Here is a 19,298-nt window from a genome sequence, read left to right on the forward strand (position 1 = left end):
ACAATAAAGCGTTCAATAAGTAACAAATTTTTCAGATGAAAACATATAATTAGCAGAGACATGAAAATTACAGTAAAAGACGGTACCGAAATTTATTACAAGGATTGGGGAACAGGACAACCGATCGTATTTCACCACGGCTGGCCGTTATCCAGCGATGACTGGGATGGACAAATGATGTTTTTCCTGGAAAAAGGTTACAGAGTGATTGCGCACGACCGCCGCGGTCACGGCCGATCAAGCCAGGGTTCTGAAGGACATGACATGGACACCTATGCATCAGATGTTGCCGAGTTGACAGCTGCGCTGGACCTGAAAGATGCAATTCATGTTGGTCACTCCACTGGCGGTGGCGAAGCCATCCACTATGCAGCCAAATATGGTAAAGACCGTGTGGCGAAAGTTGTACTGGTGAGTGCCGTTACACCGATCATGGTGCAAAGCGATACGAATCCTGAAGGTGTTCCTGTTTCTGTGTTTGACGAAATCCGTCTGAATACGGCAACCAACCGTCCGCAGTTCTTTGCAGATTTTACTTTGCCTTTTTACGGATACAATCGTGAAGGAGCGACAATCTCACAGGGCGTACGCGATAACTGGTGGCGCCAGGGAATGATGGGCGGAATAAAAGCACATTATGACGGTATCAAAGCCTTCTCTGAAACCGATTTTACTGAAGATCTTCAAAGCGTAGATATTCCGGTCCTTGTACTTCATGGCGAGGACGACCAGGTAGTTCCTTTCCCGATTTCGGGCGCCAAAGCGGTGAAGCTCCTGAAAAATGGCAAGCTGATCTCTTATCCGGGATTCCCGCACGGGATGCCAACTACAGAAGCAGCAACCATTAATGCTGATCTGCTGGCGTTTATCCAATCATAAAATTTACTGTTATTACCTAACGTATATCAAAAGAGGCTGATACAGCCTCTTTTTTGCTATTTTTTCCTGCCCCCCCCCAAAGGAGCACTTTCAAATATTCAATTCTCAGAGCCTCAATATCATCAATGATACAGCCTCTTTTTTGTTATCTTGACTAGTCCCCCCTAAAGGAGCACTTTCAAATATTCAATTCTCAGCGCCTCAATATCATCAATGATACAGCCTCTTTTTTGCTAGCTTTACTTGTACCCCCTAAGGGAGCACTTTCAGTTATCCAATTCTCAGCGCCTCAATATCATCAACGATACAGCCCCTTTTTTGCTATTTTTACTTGTATCCCCCTAAGGGAGCATTTTCAAATATTCAATTCTCAGAGGCTCAATTTCATAATACAGCCTATTTTTTTATTCGCAGGTTTCTTACAGTGAACACGAGGAAAAAACCAGTTAATGGCCTGCAGTCACAGTCTGATCAAAAAAGAGCTCTTCCCCAGTAGTTGCATTGCTGATCTTGCCGTTCAAAATGCTCTGCCCGGTAACTGCCGGATTATTGCCTTTGCCAAATGGCCATTTCCCAAAGGTATCTGTGATTCCGATACCGGCAAGGCGGGCCGCCTGCAAACCAAAATCAGTACAGTTTTGCTGATTCAGATTGTAGGTCATTCCCTCAAATTTTTGGGTTAGCACCAGGATATTCTCAAAGTTACGCCGGGAGATAAATTTGCCGAGCACTTCATCCCATAGATGTCCGGCATCGTCCTTAAACGTTGCAGAGGTAGTGGGCGAAATTGGTGTAGCAGAAAGCAGCTGGTCTTTATCAGGATAAAAACCGAACGAAGCCGAAGAATAGGTAGAATCTGTATTGTATTTGATCAGGGTGATAAAGGTATGCCCGGTATTGACGCCAACAAATATTTTTGCTCTCCCGGGAGCCGGCTGTTTGACGTGAAAGAGCAAAGCATAGGCAACGGCTGTTTTCCCGTCATTAAAATTGCTGATGATCTGCGGAAAGCTGGTCGGGCGGCTTCTCTTACTGCGCCGTTTTTTCTTGTCAGTGAGCTTCTCCCGCATCGTCATCGCGGCCGTTCCGACAATAGAATCATCTTTTGAGCTGACCTGCAAAGCTGCATATTGTATAGTTTTCAGGCTGTCGGACGGGACAGATAAACTGTCAACTGTATTCGGATTAGGCCTGCTGGCTTTAAAATAACATTTCATCGCCAGCGGATACAGTCTTAGCCGCGCAAAAACATTGGCCAAATGGTAATAGAATTTTTTGCCTGTTTTACGCTGGTCCAGGGGTAAACCGGTGTCCTTCCCCGTGATACCCGCATCTTTCCCTGGCATCTCAAGCACTTCCAGGTAATTCATCAGCCTGTCGTGTTCCCTGGAGATCGACATCGCAGCTGCAGATCCGGCCCTGCCTGCTGATGCCGTAACATGGGTCACAGCAATCTTCCTGATCCCTGAATCAGCAGGAATTGCAGAGAGATATTGCCCATGCTCAGCTTCCTGGGCGAAGGACGTAGCACCGGATAATAGGATAAGGGCAAAAACTAAAGCTTTGACAGGTACTGCGCTAGGGATCGTCATACGGTAAAGAATATGGGTGACAATCCAAAGATAAGAAAGCGAAATAAAATCTACCAGGTCAGTAGACTTAATTTTTATCTCTCCCTGCGCAGCTTATCGCGGTGCATTGCGCCCCAGTTTTCCAACGCAGTGAGCACTTCATCCAGTGTATCTGCATATTCGGTAATCTTGTACTCTACGATTACCGGAGTACCTGTATGTACAGTTCTCGTAACGAATCCATTAAGCTCAAGTTCCTTCAGTTCATTGGACAATACCCTGGCAGATATTCCTTCCAGCGCCCGCTGTATATCATTAAAACGGGAATAGCCCTGACGCATGGCGATAATCACTCTCAGCTTCCATTTACCGCCGATGACATACAGCGCGTCGCCCATGTTATTGAGGGCACCTTTACATTCTGAATGATCCTTTATCACGTGAGTACTCATAATAAACTGATTTACAGTAAACTATACAAAAGGTTACCACTAACCTTTTGTATAGTACTAATAATACATTAGCAAATATACGTAATATTGCCCGAACTAAAATTTACAAAAAATGAACCTGCCTGAAATTACCCTTAGGGTTATTGATGGTTAATTCCAGGCAGGTTCCATTATAAGAATCATTATGAAAAAGATACTTCACATCATTTCAAGCCCAAGAGGCGCGGCCTCATTCAGCATTAAACTTGGTCATGCCATTATCGACAAGATCAAGGAAACTTATCCGGGCAGTACAGTTACAGAAAGAAACCTGGTGACCCAACACTTCCCTCATCTGGAAGAATCACACATCACTTCATTCTACACGCCTGAAGAGCAGCACAGCCCTGAAAACAAAATCGCTATCCAACATTCTGACGAAGCACTTGCCCAGATCTTTGATGCCGATATTATTGTAATCGGTGCGCCGCTTTATAACTTTGGTATCCACTCTGCACTAAAAGCATGGATCGATCATATCGTACGTAAAGGCAAAACCTTTGATTACGATCAAAATGGGCCACGCGGCCTGATCACCGACAAAAAGGTGTATATCGCGATGTCTTCAGGGGGTATCTATTCCGAAGGGCCGATGCAGTCGTACGACTTCGTAGTGCCTTACCTGAAAACAATCCTTGGTTTCCAGGGACTGACAGACGTAAGTGTTTTCAGAATCGAAGGAACAAACGTTGCTGAAATTGCTGAATCTGCGGTTGAAAAAGGTTTAAGCAGCATCGTTATCGACTAAGCATACTGCATTACAACTCTTTCTGAAAGGCGGGACAGGTATCAGATGATGCCCCTCCCGCCTTTCTGCTTCTTCATACCTTGCATTTCCGGGGAACTTCAGTCCTTTTCATGCTACTTTTACTGATAGTAGCAACCTGGATTTTAAACTACTTTTTCAGCCCTGATGATCGTATCTGCGAAACGCTCCATTTCTTCCAGTTGCGGACTGCACTGCAATAAGAAGAAGTTTACGCCAACCTTTTCAAACTCACCAATCTGGTCCTGCACCTGTGCGGGCGTCCCGACCAGTCCGCTTCTCAGGCCACGGTTAGACACCGAATAATCATACAACGATACCTGCTGTTCCAGCTGCGTTCCCGAGATCCATTGCTGATAGTTCTTGTATCCGGAGCTTCCCTCCTGCACATTGGTGATCCTGTCCAGTTCTTTTTTCACTTCAGCTTCGCTGTTGCGGATAATACTGTAGGCTGCAACGCCAAACTGCATTGGAGGCAGGCCTTTTTTATCCCTCCGTTCCGAAAGGTCGTTGATGCGTCGGGCAATCAGCTCCGGAGAATCCCCATGCATCACGTAACCATCACATGTGGATGAAATCAGGTCTTTTGCGGCGTCAGACTCCCCGCCTGCATAAATCGGCGGACGGGGCGAGGAAAGCGGTTTGGGCTGCAGGATGTTCTCCTTTACCTTGTAATACTTTCCGTCAAAGCTGTAATTATCTTTTTTCCAGACATTGTCGAGCACCTCCAGCCATTCTGCAGAACGTGCATACCGATCGTCATGCAGTTCAAAGTTTACCCCATATTTTTCAGCTTCGTCTTTCCACCAGGAAGACACCAGGTTCAACGACAATCTTCCGCCACTGATGTGGTCGATATTTGCCGCTTGCTTGGCCAGCAATGCCGGATTGTGAAAGGTAGGCCTCACTGCCACCATCAGTTCCTGTTTGCTGGTCACCGCAGCCAGCGCCGCGGCGGTAGACCAGGCGTCCAGTGAGGGCGCATGTTCTCCTTTGATGTCATTGAGGTTCAGCTCCGCGATAAGTGCAAGATCAAAACCAATTTCTTCACTGCGGATAGCAAGGCGCTTTACATAATCCCATGTGGGCTGCATATGTTCGTCTTCAACGTTCCGGAGCCATCCTCCGAAGACGGGCAACCAATATCCATACCTCATACCGCATAGCTTGTTTTGATGCCCCTGGCCTTTTCCAGTTCCTCTTCCAGGAAATCTACCAGCCTTTCATGCGGATTAAAACCGATCACATTGACGGCATCGGCTACAAAATTTGATAAGGCATTTACATCATAGTATAAGACTTCGCCATCACGGTCGTCAATAATATATTCGATACCGCCCACATCAATGCCGCTTTCCTGCACGATCTTTTCAATGTTGGCGATGATCTCTGCGGAAGGGGTGAAAGCCTCGACCCTCAGGCCATTTTTAGGCGCATCTACCGCACAGGCGTTGCGTACCAGTTCCTGTCCGCCCGTTGTCTGGCAGATATCTGCGGGGCATAAGTTGAAACTGTCACCATTGGTATAGACTCTGATAGCATACAGATATTTGCCGCCAAGTGTTTCCACACGGGTAATATATCCGCCCCTGGCCGGGATAAACTCCTGCACCAGCGCAGTATGGTCTATTCCAAAATCAACAGCATGATCCGAGATCGATTGCCTGACTGCCTCAATGGAATCAAACTTCTCTATTCCCGCGCCACTGCCGCCAATATTTGCTTTGATCACGATCGGGAACCGAAGCCCCTCCGCCGCCTTTTCGATTTGTGAGACATGGTTCACTACCCGTGATTTCGGGTAGCGGATGTGTAGTTTTTCAAGTAATAGTAATTGCAGGGCCTTTGATGTTTCGTAAGTGAAAGCTTTGTAGCCGTTGATTACACGGATGCCATGTTCTTCCAGAAACTTCAGGTAGTTTAACGTGTAGAATGTCCCCTGTATTCCTTCTCTCAGATAAGCCGAAGGGCTCATCCGGTTAAAGAAAAGATCGAAGGAAGGTTTTGCGCCGTCTATGGCGAAATAATGTGCCGTCGGATTGGTCGTCTGGAAAGCAATTCCGCGTTTCTCCAGCTCTGCAAAGAGCGGTTTAAACCAATCCGGCTGTTCGTATGATATAGCTATTGCACTCATAATTTTGAGATCTATTTTTATATACTAATTTACTATACTTTAATTAAAAAATGAATTTTGATACTTATTATTTGATGTATCTGACAACATAACAGATCATTATCTCCAGATCGCTGCGTCCGGAGGCGTGAGGGCGGAATCGAACCGCCGTAAAAGGTTTTGCAGACCCCCGCCTGACCACTCAGCCACTCCGCCTGATTTTAAAATGCAGAAGGTTCTTTTCATCTACCTTCTGCACTTATATTGATCTACAGAATTTGTTGTTTGATCTGTGACCTTTTGATTGGATTGTTATTTACCTGTGTGCGCTGCCTTGATTATCTGTATCCCGTGTTTAACAGATTTCCGAAAAATATCGCATTCAGGAACAGACGCCCCGTTCCCAGCCAGTAGCCCCTGTAGGTAGGATCATCCGCAAAAAGGATCACCTCCCCGCTACCGCTTGTGGTGGCAATGATCGCTGCTGAGTTAGCCACTTTGCCAATGTTCGCTTTGGAAGAGTATCCATTGATAAATGGCTTTGCCGAATACTGCGCTACTGTTGCGTATTTATTGGCACTTGGCAGCAGTAAGGTAGGGCCGTTTTTGTTGATGAACAGCTTGCGCGAGGTGACGCCAAAAGCGATTGGGTGCGTAATATCAAGATCCGCCTGGAAGATTGCGCCATTGATCCTTTTGGAACCTTCCACATCTTCCTGTCTTGCATAATCCAGCCGATCCCTTACAGGTTTGGCTGATTTGGCAGCAGAATCAGCAGATTTGGTTTTTTCAACTGGTGCTGCCGGCGGAGTTTCTCCTCTTCTGGCAAAATTATCCGTTTCTGAAAGCTTCTCCTGCACGATACCCTGTTTCACTGCCCATGCTGTTGCGGTCTGAAAAGTAATCAGCGTTCCGCCCTCGTTTACCCAGTTTTTGATTTTGTCTACAGTAGCTTTGTCCCATTCTGTGTAGGTCCCGCCCGGCAGCACCAGTACATTGTAACGGTTTAACGGTGCTCTTGCAAAACTTTGCAGATCAATTTTGCTTACCGGAAGGTTTAACTGCTGGTTCAGCAGGAACCAAACCTGGCCAGCTTCTGAAGCCGTTACCCCCTGGCCAAATGCCAGGGCAACTTCAGGTTTGCGGAGGCCCCTGATGTTGTTACTGCCGAGGTCGATTCCTTCTGCACTAAAGCCGGTAGATACCGGCAGGATTTCTACATTGGCCGATACTGCCACACTTTTCAATGCTGCATAAAGTGAATCCGGGGAAAGGCTTTGTCCCACTACAGGGATCACCAGCGAGCCCGGCAGGTAAGATTTTTTTGAAGAACTGCTATTGCCAGTGCTTTTCGCATTGCCAACAGCTGAGTTACTGCCAGCAGAACCCGCGGCACCGAAATCTCCTGAAGTAACACTAGCAGACCCTACGCTTACCGCGAAGGGTTTGAACGCAGTTTTTACGAATACTTTCTTCAGCTGCAGCTGGTACAGCGCTTTGGTAAAGTTATAATCCGCAGAGTTGATCAGGTAGGCATAGGCCGATTGCGCTCCTGTCAACCTGCCAGTTTCCGCAGGCAAACTTTTTACGGTGGCCCCTTTTGCAAAAGCAGTATTCAGTTTCGCATATTTCAATCCGTAGGCATGCACGATACTCCATCCCGTATTGTCATAAAAGATGCTGTCTTTCAGCGCATTTTCTTCAAAGATCGAATGCACGATCAGGAAGTTTGGCTGTGCCGAAGGAACGATATAAGACTTGCCTTTTTCAAAAGTCTTTCCTTCCTGCGTCAGCTTATCCTGGACTTCATAGACCTCTACATGATGTTGCAATAGCAGCCCCAGAAACTTCTGCGTCAGGTTGATATCATTGCTGTCCCCGAACACAAAACCTTTTGCCGGGTTCTTTTGTCCTTGTGCCAGCGCGTATTTAAAAAAGTCTTTCTGCACTTTAAACAAGCCGGATTTTTCTTCAACAGCACCCCTGATCGTAGAGAAGCTTGTTGCGAGGTGATTGCGGATCGTGAAAGCAAAAGTCAGCGGCCCGTTGCTTGATTCCTGCAGGATGCCCCGGGAACTCGCCTGCTCAAAAGTAGCTGCCACTGATCCGAAAAATTTTGGGTAAGTAGAGCCATAAATCGGCGACAGGTTATCATAGTTCTCTTTGGTGAAGTACAGAGAACCAATATCATCCAGTGCTTTTGCATGATACTTCGCCAGGATCACCTGGAAATCATACAGGAACTGCGGGATAATCGGGCTTTCATGGCTCTTTGGTGTAGGCTCAAAATAATACGTCGCGTTGGCGCCCTGCTCATGAAAATCGATCTGCACATTCGGGTACCATTGATGGAAGAAAGCCAGGCGGTTACGGCTTTCCACCTGCACCAGGTTTAGCCAGTCGCGGTTAAGGTCGGTAAAGTAATGGTTTGTCCTTCCGTTTGGCCAGGCTTCCTGATGTTCCTTATCTACCGGATCGCCTACTGCAGGGAATGAATGATATGCATTATGCCAGTTGGCCGCCCTGTCCCTGCCGTCAGGGTTTAGCGCAGGATCGATAAAGATTACCGACTCAGAAAGCCATTTTTGTGTTTCTGCATCATTGCTTGCAGCAAGATAATAACCTGTCAGCAAACTTGTTTCAGTACTTGAGGTTTCGTTTCCGTGCACGCCATAACCTAAGTGGATGATGATTGGTGCAGAGGGGCTCAGTACCGGTTTCGCAGGATCAACCTGTGTTAAATGTTCCTGTCTGATCTGTTCCAGTTTTGCGTAATTTGAGGGCGCAGTGATCGTTACAATGATCTGCTCACGCTGCTCATAAGTTTTTCCTATGCTTTGCACGTGGACACGGTCAGAGACCTTTTCCAGCTGACGGAAATAGGCTGCCACCTGGTCTATCCTTGTATAATATGTCCCGATAGGGTAACCTAGAAACTGTTCGGGCGTGGGAATTTTTGCATCCAGCGAAGTTGCTTTCGGAAAGAAATAGTTGTTCTGTGCTGCTGCCTGCTGTATCCAGAAAATGCTGAGTACAGTAAGGAGCTTTGTTATTTTGACAAATTGCTTCATGTTTATCGTTTTAATTTGTTTCAGTTTTTTTTAACCCTTTTGCTGATAACTGGGTTATCATGCTTATGGCTGTCGTTTTAACTCATCTGAATTAGTACCCTGGGTTCTGCACCACATCCGGATCCGACTGTACATCAGAATAAGGGATCGGGAACAGCCAGTAATTCCTGTTGGTGATACCGAGGACGGCGCCTGCCCTTTCCGTCCTTACCAGGTCAAACCAGCGGTGCGCCTCAAAGGCAAACTCAATCCCATTTTCATCCTCTATCGCCTGCAGCAAGCCCGACTGGGTAGTTGCCGTGCTTGCCGGTACATCGGCCCTTGCCCTTACCGCATTCAGATCTGCGGCAGCTTCCGTCAGTTTATTTTGCTGCGCCCTCGCTTCGGCGCGGATCAGGTATAATTCCGCAATGCGGATCAGGTAAGATGGATCGACGCTTGTTGCTGTGGTATTGTAAAGCACGCCATAAACCGTTGTGCCGCTTCCTGCGATCAGCGTATTTCTGCTTCCGCCGATGGCAGGATTGTTCAGTTTGGCTACCAGCGCATCGGAAGGTTTCAGGGTAAACTGTCCACCTGCAGAACTTGGATACCAAAGGTTCCAGTACGTATTTCTGTCATTCGCAGAATACGCCAGTTCCAGTACAGATTCAGAAGTTTGGAATGGCGCGGTAAAGAACGATTTGTAAGGTTTTACTAGTGTATATTTCGTATTGCTGATCACCTGGCCTGCGTAGGTTTCTGCATCCGCCCATTGTTTACGGTACAGGTGCAACCTAGCACGCAGTGCCCTTGCCGCGCTTTTCTGTGCGCGGTTTCTTACCGTTGCATCCTCTGGCAACAATTGTTCGGCCTGTATGAGATCGGCAAGCACCTGATCATAAGTCTGATCAAGGGTACTGCGTTTGATGCCTTTCAGGACATTCAGGTCGGTTGTAGGTTTCAGTTGCAGCTGTACGCCTCCCCAGCCTCTGCCAAGATCAAAATACGAGAGCGCGCGGATAAAATACGCCTCGCCGAGGATCTTGTTCCGCTCTGCGGTAGTCAGCAATGGATCGGCCACGCCCGGAACGGCAGCAATTACGCTATTGGCGGAATTGATTGTCCTATAGATATTCTGATAAGCCGCAACAGTAATCACGTTGTCCGTAGGGATCGCATTCTGATCCAGCTGCAGGTATTCGCTCAGCGTGCCGTTGAAGATCACATTATCTGTAGTGATCGTTCCTAAAGTTGGATAATTCGAAGCGTAATATCCCTGCACGCGGTCGAAGGCGCCAATGATTGCCGCCCTGGCGGTACTTGCATCCGTGATGGAGCTTTCGGTGGGAAGTGAATTATCCGGCACTTCTTCCAGGTATTTCTTGCAAGAAGCCGAGAGCAGGATAAAGGCCAGCAGCACTGCGTTTCTTATATATAATTTGTTCATGTCTTTTAGATTTTAATTGTGAGAGAAAGCACGGTTGTTTATGCAGCCCAGTGTCTTCATTTTATTCAATTGCGCTTCATCTTTACCATTTTAAAATGTGACGTTTGCACCAACTTGAATGGTCTTTGGCTGAGGCACGGTCGCCCAGTCGTAACCCACGGTATTCTGGTTGTTCGACTGAGAACTCACTTCCGGATCCAGTCCGCCGTATTTGGTGAAAGTCAGCAGGTTTGTTCCCTGTACATAAATCCTTAGTTTACTTACCCCGATCCTGCCCAACACATCTTTCGGCAGCGAATAACTCAGGGTCAGTGCTTTTAACCTGATGAACGATCCGTCCTCCAGGTAACGCGAAGAAAGGCTCGCTACGTTACCGCCGTAGTTGTTGGCCGCACCACCGTTCTGCGTAGGGTTAGCGCTGTATGTCGTCAGCCTTGGGATATCAGTGACATCACCCGGGTTCTGCCATCTTTCCAGCTGTCTTGGCAGAAAGCCGATGTTGGCCTGCGTTCCGCCATGCACCATAAAGAAATCGTTCATATTCATGATCTTGTTCCCTTGCTGGAAGTAGAAGAAAAAGCTGAAGTCGAAACCTTTGTAAGTGAAATTATTAGTAAGTCCACCTGTGTATTTCGGCAGCGCATTGCCCACAATCTGGCGGTCGGCCGAAGTAATAATTCCATCTTTGTTCACATCGTCATATACTGCGTTTCCGGTCTGGGGATCTACATATAACTGTTTGTATAACTGGAAAGAATTGACCGAGTAGCCTTGTCTCAGGATCGAGATATTTCTGCCCGAAGCACCTAAACTGATATCAGAGGCCAGTTTCTCAATCTTGTTCTTATTGAAGGAGATATTGAAATTTGTAGTCCACTGAAAGGCATCAGTCTCGATGTTTGTGGAGTTGATGCCCAGCTCAAATCCCTTGTTCCGTACGGCACCATAATTCTGCAGGTACGACGCAAATCCAGAGCGGTATGGAACCGGTACATTCAGCAGCAGGTCGTAGGTATATTTGTTGTAATAATCTGCTGTGATACTCAGGCGGTTTTTCAGGATACTGAAATCCGTACCTACGTTAAACTGGCGTGTGGTTTCCCAGGTCAGGTCTGGGTTGATCAGCTGCGTTGGCGCGATGCCCGGTTGCTCCAGGTAGTTTGCACCCGAAGACCATAAGCCCTGTGCGGCATAAGCGCCGATCCCATTCTGGTTACCCGAAAGTCCCAAACTTGCACGGAGTTTTAGCTCGTTAAAGAAGTTCAGGTCTTTGATAAAATCTTCCTGGCTTAAGCGCCATGCTACCCCTCCCGAAGGGAAATAGCCCCAGCGTTTGTTTGTCCCGAATTTCGAGGAACCATCTGCACGGATACTTCCATCGATCGTATATTTTCCGTCATAGGTATAACTCGCCTTACTGAAAAATGATAACAATTTTGTTTCTGCACGGGAAGCTGAGCCCGAGCGCGTTGCTGCTACCGAGACCGACTTCAGGCTGTTTGCTGCGAATCCGGTTCCGGTGGCTGTGGTACTCTGGTTCAACACCGTGTTAATCGTATTCCCGATCAGCGCATTGATATTGTGCTTTTTGTTCGCACCTAAGCTTTTCACAAAACTCAGTACCTGCTCATTGGTGAGCACCTGGGTTTTAACTTCCGAAGAGGATGCCGAGCCGTTGCTGGCAATACCGGCACTGATCAGGGTGTTGGAGTAACTGTTATCATATTCACTCGTATTGTCAAGGCTCCAGCTGCTGCGCAGTTTCAGTCCCGGGAGGATGTTGTACTCCCCAAAGATATTGCCTATCGTCCTCCATCCGGTTGCTTTGCTGTCCAGGTTTTCGATCAGTGCCAGGTGGTTGTCGAAACTTCCGTAACGCGCGTAAGTACCATCGGCATTGTAAATCGGCAGGTAAGAGCGCGGGAACAGTGCCGAGTTGATCACCCCTGTCGGGTTGTTGTCACTTCCGCTGAGGTTTCTGTCAGAGCGGGTAAAGTTGATGCTTGTCCCGATTTTCAGTTTATCTGTCAGGTAGTTATCATAATTTAAGCGTCCTGAGTATCTTGTGTAATCCGAAGGTTTTACGATTGATTCCTGGTTCAGGTAACCCAGACTGATGTAGTAGGTACTTTTGTCGGTTCCTCCCTGGGTAGAAAGCTCGTAATTTTCAGTTCTTGCCGTGCGGAAGAGCCCGCTGATGCGGTCGTATGTCGGCTGGCTTGACGGATCCGGGAAAGGCAGCACCACTGTTGAAGGATCAAGCCCATTGTCTTTGGCGGTATTGATACGTGATTCGTTGGTCAGCAGTGCAACCTCCGGCCCGCTGGCGACCTTAAATTTATCTACAGCGGTAGACCAGCCCTGGAAGGTATTCAGGTTGATATTCGCTTTGGTATTCCTTGTTCCGCGTTTTGTGGTTACAATGATTACGCCGTTGGCACCAAGTGAACCATAGATTGCCGTGGCATTCGCATCTTTCAGGATCTGGATATCCTCGATATCTGAAGGGTTCAGGTCTGACAGCGGATTGGAAGCCGCCTGGTTGCCCAGTCCCGCTGTGATGGGGTCGCTGTTATTCACAAAAACCCCATCGATGATATATAGCGGATCTACGGACGCATTTATTGAGTTATTTCCCCTGACGCGGAAAGTGATCCCTCCTCCGGGAACACCCGAGTTTGAAGTGACCTGCACACCGGTTGTTTTTCCCTGCAGTAACTGGTTGAAGCCGCCGGAAGGCTGGTTTTGCACCGTGGAGCCGCTGATACTGCTGATGGAACCGGCGATGTATTTTCGTTCCTGTGTGCTGTAGCCGGTTACGACCACATCGTTGAGCTGGTTCAGGGTTTCCTGCAAACGGATGGTCACGGGGCTTCCGTTGACGGTGAGTTCCTTTTGTTCATAGCCAATAAAGCTAATGATGAGCACATAGGGGAAACTCTGACCGGTTCTGAAACTGAACTTTCCCTCTGAGTCGGTTGATACGCTGTGGGTTGTTCCTTTGATCCTGACTACCGCGCCGGGCAGCGGCTGGTTGGTCGTCAGATCCTGAACAGTTCCGTTCAGGGTCGATTTGATTGTCGGGTTTACCTGTGCGAAGGTTATGGCAGACCAAAAGACGCACAAAAACAGGTAAATCCCTTTTTTGTAAAGATGATTCATTTTATTGTTGTTTAGGAAATTTAGGGCAAAGCATTTCCATCAGCGGGTTTATTTGCTGCCTGGTAATGAAAGAATGCGGGTATTGTTTATAGAATCCGGAACGGATCAGGAGGTATTAAAGGCCCATGCTTTTACACATCGTGCAAAGCGCTGGCATTTCAAAAGTTGCTGAACGAAGATTATTTGTAATGACTGCGGAGTAGTTTGCCGCGTTTTCGGTAGATGTCCTGAGAAGTAAAGCGTGTTTCATGAGTGTTACAAATATAATGTCTACTGATTTAGTAGTACTAATTTATGGTATTGGATTTATATCTGCAATTTTAATTTTGATATGTGCCATTTGGGATTGAGCATGCACAGAATATAATTTTTATCGGGAGTTTATAATTGGTGTATTGTCACTGTTTATGATGATATCTATTGGAGGTTATTTGGGGATTTCCTTTAAAAAAATTATTGCCCTAATTACGCTATTAGTGGAATTTTTTGAGGAAGCTTGCATATATCTCTGTATAGTGCAGGCAGGAAAAGGCGTACGCGTTCGAGCAGTGTTCGTATACTGGTCGTATAGTGTTCGGTGTTGACAGGGCCTTGGAAGCTGATTGGAAGCAGGTTGGAAGCACGTTGGATCGACTGTTATTCGATCCAACGTGCTTCCAACCCCGATCCAACCCCCTCTCAACGACGTCTCAACACAAAACAGTGCACGAACAGTATACGAACAATATACGACAAGATTCTGAAGTGTGTCTTATACTGAGATTACTTGACAAATTAGGAATAGTAATTATTGGGTTTTATTAGTTTGAACTGTTTTTACTTGACCTTTGTTTTTGGTTCGCCTGAATTCACTTGACCTGAGAGATTATAGGCCTGAAATTGCTTGACCTGATTTTCTTTTGCTGCTGCGTGTGTATATTGTGGTGTTTTGAGTTGACAACTAAAATGAGGCCTTTTGTGATTATACTTTGTGACCGCTTCCAGCACTTTTTGTTCAGCATGTTGAAAGGATGAAAAGGTCTGGTCGAGTCCGCACTCCAATTTCAAGATTCCATTAATTCGCTCCGCTATTGCATTATCGTAAGGACTACCATTTTGGGTCATGCTAATAGCGACCTGGTATCTTTCGAGTAACCTTACGTAGGCATCACAACAATATTGAATCCCTCTGTCGGAATGATGAATGAGCGGTCTTTGTGGATATATTCTATCATTAAAAGCCATTTTTAAGGCGCTCATACAACCCTCTGCTTTTAAGTTTCGACTCAGCTTATAACCTACGATCTTTCGCGAGTAAGCATCTGTGACCAACGCCAGGTAAACAAATCCGGATTTGATCCGCAAGTAAGTGATATCACTCACCCAGATCTCTTCAGCCATGGTCGCGGAGCGTCGGTTAATTAGATCTGGCCACTTTTTAAAATGGTGATTGGAATTGGTTGTACGCACATAGCTACGCCTTTTCTTGATCAATAAGTCATGATCACGGAGCAATTGCAGGAAAGTATCCCTGCCCACAGACAAATGATGCTCTTCCAGCTCTTTCTCTACCATTACCCGCAATTTTACACTTCCCATTTTAGGAAAGTCGGTTCTGATTTCACGAACTTTTTCTAATATCAGTCCATTTTTCATTTCCTTGTGGCCTTTATGTTGCCCCAGTTCGTACCATCCCTGACGGCTTTTACCAAACAGCCTGCAAATATATTTTAAGGACAAATGACTATACATCTCCTTCATTTGGCAGACCGTTTGGTACCAGGCTTTTTTACAATATTTACCCCCATTTCCTGTTCAGCATTGCTCAACAATAGCTCTAAGGCTGTTATCTTTAGTTTCGCCTCAGCCAGTTGACGGGATAATTCAGGGTCAGATGACGTTGTTCCTGATGAACTTTGCGGTGGTTCGGAAACCTGCAGGAAGTGCCGCCTGTACCACTTTAGAAAATAGTAGATGTTCCCTTCTGTTAGGCCATACTTCCTGGCAATTTGAAGTTGACTTAAGTTGCCCGATAGATAATCGCGGGCTACCAGAATTTAAAGCTGTCTTCGTAGATGGTTAAACGACCACCTTTCGATCCTATTCTTGGCTTTTCCATAACTTAATTAAATTTAAGAGTTTCTCTAAAATTTGTCAAGTTAAATCAGAAACGGACAGCGATCCCGAAGCGATCCCGAATTGTGAATCAGTAATATGTCTTCTTTTGGAATAACTATACAATAGATTGCTTAGGGCATATCCGTGTATCGTTCGTGCGTCGCCTTGTATTCAAGTAATTTTGCAATATGATTCCCGTATCGTTGATGTATCCTTGGAATATCAATTGGATACGCCAAGGATACACCAACCATAGGCTAGGATTATTCCAATACAAACCAATATACGAAAAAGTATAGAAGCGATATAGAACGATGTCTTATTCTTATAATGACGTCAGGCCTGGCTCAGGTTCATTCTTCAGCCAGCGTTCGGCTGGCATTTGCCTAGCTTCTACGTAGCGTTGGCCTACCCTATAGCTGATATAACACCAACCTCTACCTGAACAAGACAGTTTTACAGCTTTCATCACCTTCATTACTTTGAGTTATTTTTCATCCCTAAAGAAATCGGCTCATCTGGCCTGTACTTGTTTCAGAATTGCAGCGAACTTTAGGAAAACGGCTTTGTATGAAAATCACGTTCAAGCATATTCTATTTTTGATTATCGTACTAATTCTTCAATGGTGTGTACTCCGGCTTTATAGAATTGGCACCAGTCCGGAACCATACAGATCTGTAAATCCTTTTTCCGTTTATAACGGCTGAATCGACTCGCGCTACGAGCCATTCTTCCAGATCTTTAACCTCTGCATCATCAAATAATTTCAACTTGATTTTGAAGGTCTTAGCGGTCGGGACAACTATTGGGATGGCAGCTATAATTTAAATTTATCCGTTAAATTTTAAGAACCGGAACCTATATGGATTTTGCATCCTGATCTATATTTACATTACGAGATCATAACAATATAGTAAAGAAATTTTTCGAGAGGTATATTTCCCCAATTGTTTAATTATTACAAGAATTTCATAATCAGGTAAGATTTTTTAAATTTTACACTTCAACTTATTACAACCAAATATATCATTCCTAAAATGAACAAGTTCAATCAAAAAAGTATAATTGCCACACTTGCGTTTTGTTTGCTCAGCTTAATCAGCTATGGACAGAATTCTTCCTTCACACCTAAACCATATGGTGCTATTCCTAGTGCCAGACAGCTAAAATGGCATGAAACCGAAATGTACTGTATGGTTTGTTTCGCACCCATCACTTTTACAGGAGAAGAACGTGGGTATGGAGATGCAGATCCAAACGTTTTCAAACCAACTAATTTTGATGCACTGCAGATTGTGAAAGCAGCAAAGTCCGGCGGTTTTAAAGGCATAGTGTATGTTGCCAAACATCATGACGGCTTTGCAATGTGGCCAAGCAAAGTATCCAAATACAATATCAGTGCAAGCTCATGGAAAAATGGGAAGGGTGATATAATGAGGGAATTCCAATTGGCGACAAAGAAAGAAGGACTTAAACTGGGTGTTTATTGTTCGCCCTGGGACAGAAATAATTTAAATTACGGAACACCTGCATATGTAGAAGACTATCGAAATGAATTAAAAGAATTGTATTCAAACTATGGCCCACTTTTCATGAGCTGGCATGACGGTGCAAATGGCGGAGATGGTTACTATGGCGGCAGAAAGGAAGAAAGGAAAGTTGATCCGGCTACCTATTATGACTGGTTAAACACCTGGAAAATAACCCGGAAAATGCAACCTGATGCAGCAATCTTTAGCGATGCTGGCCTGGATGTTCGATGGGTTGGTAATGAAGAAGGATTTGCCAAGGAAACCTGCTGGTCAACAATTGATCTCAAAAGTACAGACGACCGGCCGGCGATGCCAGGATTTATTAATACTTCCAATTTAGGCAGCGGTACAAGAAACGGCAAAAAGTGGATTCCATTCGAAGCTGATGTACCACTGCGCCCAAACTGGTTTTATCACTCCAGAGATGATGACAAGGTAAAGTCCGTTGAAAAGCTTTTTGAGATATACTGCACTTCAGTAGGTCGTGGTGGTGGTATGGACCTAGGGTTATCTCCAAACAGAGAAGGATTACTTCACCAGAATGATGTTAAAGTTCTGGCAGAGTTCGGGAGATTATTGAAACAAGTATTTGCTGTAAACCTTGCCAAAAAAGCAAAGATTAGTGTATCAGACCTAAGAAATAAAAATCAGAAATTTGGAGTAGCCAACTTAACTGACGCAGATCGTTACAGTTACTGGGCAACAAACGATAACGTGCATACTGCCACTATTGACCTGGAATTTACTAAACCTACTGAATTTACAATTCTGCAACTTCGTGAAAACATCAAACTAGGTCAGCGAATTGACAGTATTAAAGTAGACATTTACAAAGATAAAAAATGGGAAAAACTAACATCGGCTACCAGTATAGGAGCTAACAGGATCATTAGATTTGCTGATCATCAAACCGCAGAAAAACTTCGTATTCAAATCTATGCACCAGTAAGTATTACTGTAAGTGACCTGGGTTTATATTTAGAACCAAAAAAATAACAACCCTCTCCCTAAAGAGCACGATAAGCTCTTTAGGGACATCTGTCTTCTGTCGCTGTCCTATATATGGGTAAATTGTCATTTAAAAAATGATTATGAGCGATAAAAATTACTATAGCCAGTTTGGTCAGGACCAGTATATTTTAGAAACTTTCTTCTCCTCGCAGATGAGTGGTACTTATGTCGACATAGGTGCATATGACGGGGTACTGATCAGCAACACTTATGCCTTTGCCAAAAGAGGTTGGACGGGCTACTGCATTGAACCTTTGGAGGATATCTATCAGCAGTTGGTAAAGAACAGACCTGAATCTGTTTGTATTAATGCTATTATCAGTGACTCAACCGGAGAAAGTGAATTCCTGTCAATCAGCGATGGTCCACGCATGCTTAGTGGCGAGATGAGTAAATATCATCCTGACCACCTAAAAAGAATTGATACTGAACTCATCCGTGACGGAGGTACCAAGGAGTTAATTAGAATTAAGTCTTACAGATTTGAGGATGTGATCAGACATCATATTGTAGACCTGCTTTCAGTTGATGTAGAAGGCGGAGAACTTGATATTTTAAAATCTATCGATTACGACAAGTATTATATCAAAATCATCACTGTGGAGAATAATTATGGCGACCCCGAGATCGCTGAATTTATGAAATCAGTTGGGTTCGACTATGTGGCCAACAGAGGTGATCAGATATTTAAGAATAGGCGCTTTCTGGATTATTAACTGTTTGGAATTAATTCTCAATAAAAATGAATTTGATAACAATAATGATGAGATGACTTCTTCTATCGATGGAACAAGATGATCTAATAAACTATTAATCACCTGGTTTCAACCTAAGATGTAATTTGAATCAACACAAGATATTAAGCGATCTATAATCTAAATAGATCGCTTACTTTGGTTTTATACTAAAAAAAGTTAGACGCTTTTCTTATATAGGTAGTATTTAGATCCAAATTGTGGAAACGCATTGACACTATTTACATTCGCCTGTGAAATATAAATCTGTATATTCTGTGATAGTGGAGACTTAGGATTAATATTGAACTGTGGAGAGCCAGCGTAACATGCGTTTATCGCACAAAGCCTTTGTGTTCCCACACATTCAAATCGGGGTATTCCCGGAAAATCCGGACTATGTGGAGGGATTTTCACCCAACTACCTGCGTTATATTCGTC

At 45.1% G+C, this 19,298-nt stretch carries 12 protein-coding genes and 1 tRNA gene; 4 read left to right on the forward strand and 9 right to left on the reverse strand.

Features of this window, described 5'->3' with window-relative positions:
- Nucleotides 1-60: 60 nt before the first annotated feature.
- The gene (locus tag FN831_RS25775) at nucleotides 61-879 is read left to right on the forward strand and encodes an alpha/beta fold hydrolase (RefSeq protein WP_142531097.1); all 819 of its coding nucleotides are present in this window, start codon (nucleotides 61-63) and stop codon (nucleotides 877-879) included.
- A gap of 446 nt (nucleotides 880-1,325) precedes the next feature.
- Here the strand turns inward: FN831_RS25775 and FN831_RS25780 are convergent, their stop codons facing one another.
- Nucleotides 1,326-2,471 (reverse strand): hypothetical protein, encoded by a 1,146-nt coding sequence (locus FN831_RS25780; protein WP_142531098.1) that lies wholly within the window; start codon nucleotides 2,469-2,471, stop codon nucleotides 1,326-1,328.
- 74 nt (nucleotides 2,472-2,545) lie between these two features.
- Nucleotides 2,546-2,902 carry a winged helix-turn-helix transcriptional regulator gene (locus tag FN831_RS25785; RefSeq protein WP_142531099.1) on the reverse strand — a complete coding sequence of 119 codons (357 nt, stop codon included), beginning with the start codon at nucleotides 2,900-2,902 and terminating at the stop codon, nucleotides 2,546-2,548.
- A 184-nt stretch (nucleotides 2,903-3,086) separates the two neighbouring features.
- On the opposite strand from FN831_RS25785, the gene FN831_RS25790 reads away from it, so the two are divergent.
- Nucleotides 3,087-3,689 carry an FMN-dependent NADH-azoreductase gene (locus tag FN831_RS25790; protein ID WP_142531100.1) on the forward strand — a complete coding sequence of 201 codons (603 nt, stop codon included), beginning with the start codon at nucleotides 3,087-3,089 and terminating at the stop codon, nucleotides 3,687-3,689.
- A gap of 143 nt (nucleotides 3,690-3,832) precedes the next feature.
- Here the strand turns inward: FN831_RS25790 and FN831_RS25795 are convergent, their stop codons facing one another.
- The 7 genes from FN831_RS25795 to FN831_RS25825 all read right to left on the reverse strand — a co-directional run bounded on the left by FN831_RS25795 (nucleotide 3,833) and on the right by FN831_RS25825 (nucleotide 15,222).
- Nucleotides 3,833-4,864, reverse strand: a complete 1,032-nt coding sequence (locus FN831_RS25795) for an LLM class flavin-dependent oxidoreductase (RefSeq protein WP_142531101.1) — start codon at nucleotides 4,862-4,864, stop codon at nucleotides 3,833-3,835.
- Nucleotides 4,861-5,841: an ATP-grasp domain-containing protein gene (locus FN831_RS25800; protein WP_142531102.1), complete on the reverse strand. Its 981-nt coding sequence runs from the start codon at nucleotides 5,839-5,841 to the stop codon at nucleotides 4,861-4,863. The genes FN831_RS25795 and FN831_RS25800 overlap by 4 nt, the downstream gene beginning before the upstream one ends.
- A 123-nt stretch (nucleotides 5,842-5,964) precedes the next feature.
- A tRNA-Cys gene (locus FN831_RS25805) sits at nucleotides 5,965-6,036 on the reverse strand.
- A gap of 122 nt (nucleotides 6,037-6,158) precedes the next feature.
- The gene (locus tag FN831_RS25810) at nucleotides 6,159-8,891 is read right to left on the reverse strand and encodes a M14 family zinc carboxypeptidase (RefSeq protein ID WP_142531103.1); all 2,733 of its coding nucleotides are present in this window, start codon (nucleotides 8,889-8,891) and stop codon (nucleotides 6,159-6,161) included.
- A 91-nt stretch (nucleotides 8,892-8,982) separates the two neighbouring features.
- The gene (locus FN831_RS25815; RefSeq protein ID WP_142531104.1) at nucleotides 8,983-10,320 is read right to left on the reverse strand and encodes a RagB/SusD family nutrient uptake outer membrane protein; all 1,338 of its coding nucleotides are present in this window, start codon (nucleotides 10,318-10,320) and stop codon (nucleotides 8,983-8,985) included.
- A 90-nt stretch (nucleotides 10,321-10,410) separates the two neighbouring features.
- Nucleotides 10,411-13,482, reverse strand: coding sequence for a SusC/RagA family TonB-linked outer membrane protein (locus FN831_RS25820; protein ID WP_142531105.1), 3,072 nt, complete (start codon nucleotides 13,480-13,482; stop codon nucleotides 10,411-10,413).
- Between the two features lie 816 nt (nucleotides 13,483-14,298).
- Complete coding sequence (locus FN831_RS25825; protein WP_142531106.1) at nucleotides 14,299-15,222, reverse strand: IS3 family transposase; 924 nt, start codon at nucleotides 15,220-15,222, stop codon at nucleotides 14,299-14,301.
- A 1,395-nt stretch (nucleotides 15,223-16,617) separates the two neighbouring features.
- Between FN831_RS25825 and FN831_RS25830 the strand changes: the two genes are divergently transcribed.
- Both FN831_RS25830 and FN831_RS25835 read left to right on the forward strand, forming a co-directional pair.
- Complete coding sequence (locus FN831_RS25830) at nucleotides 16,618-18,108, forward strand: alpha-L-fucosidase (RefSeq protein ID WP_142531107.1); 1,491 nt, start codon at nucleotides 16,618-16,620, stop codon at nucleotides 18,106-18,108.
- Between the two features lie 95 nt (nucleotides 18,109-18,203).
- Nucleotides 18,204-18,839: an FkbM family methyltransferase gene (locus tag FN831_RS25835; protein ID WP_185960607.1), complete on the forward strand. Its 636-nt coding sequence runs from the start codon at nucleotides 18,204-18,206 to the stop codon at nucleotides 18,837-18,839.
- Nucleotides 18,840-19,298 lie beyond the last annotated feature (459 nt).

This window comes from Pedobacter westerhofensis (assembly GCF_900182595.1).
GTDB classification, from domain to species: Bacteria; Bacteroidota; Bacteroidia; order Sphingobacteriales; family Sphingobacteriaceae; genus Pedobacter; species Pedobacter westerhofensis.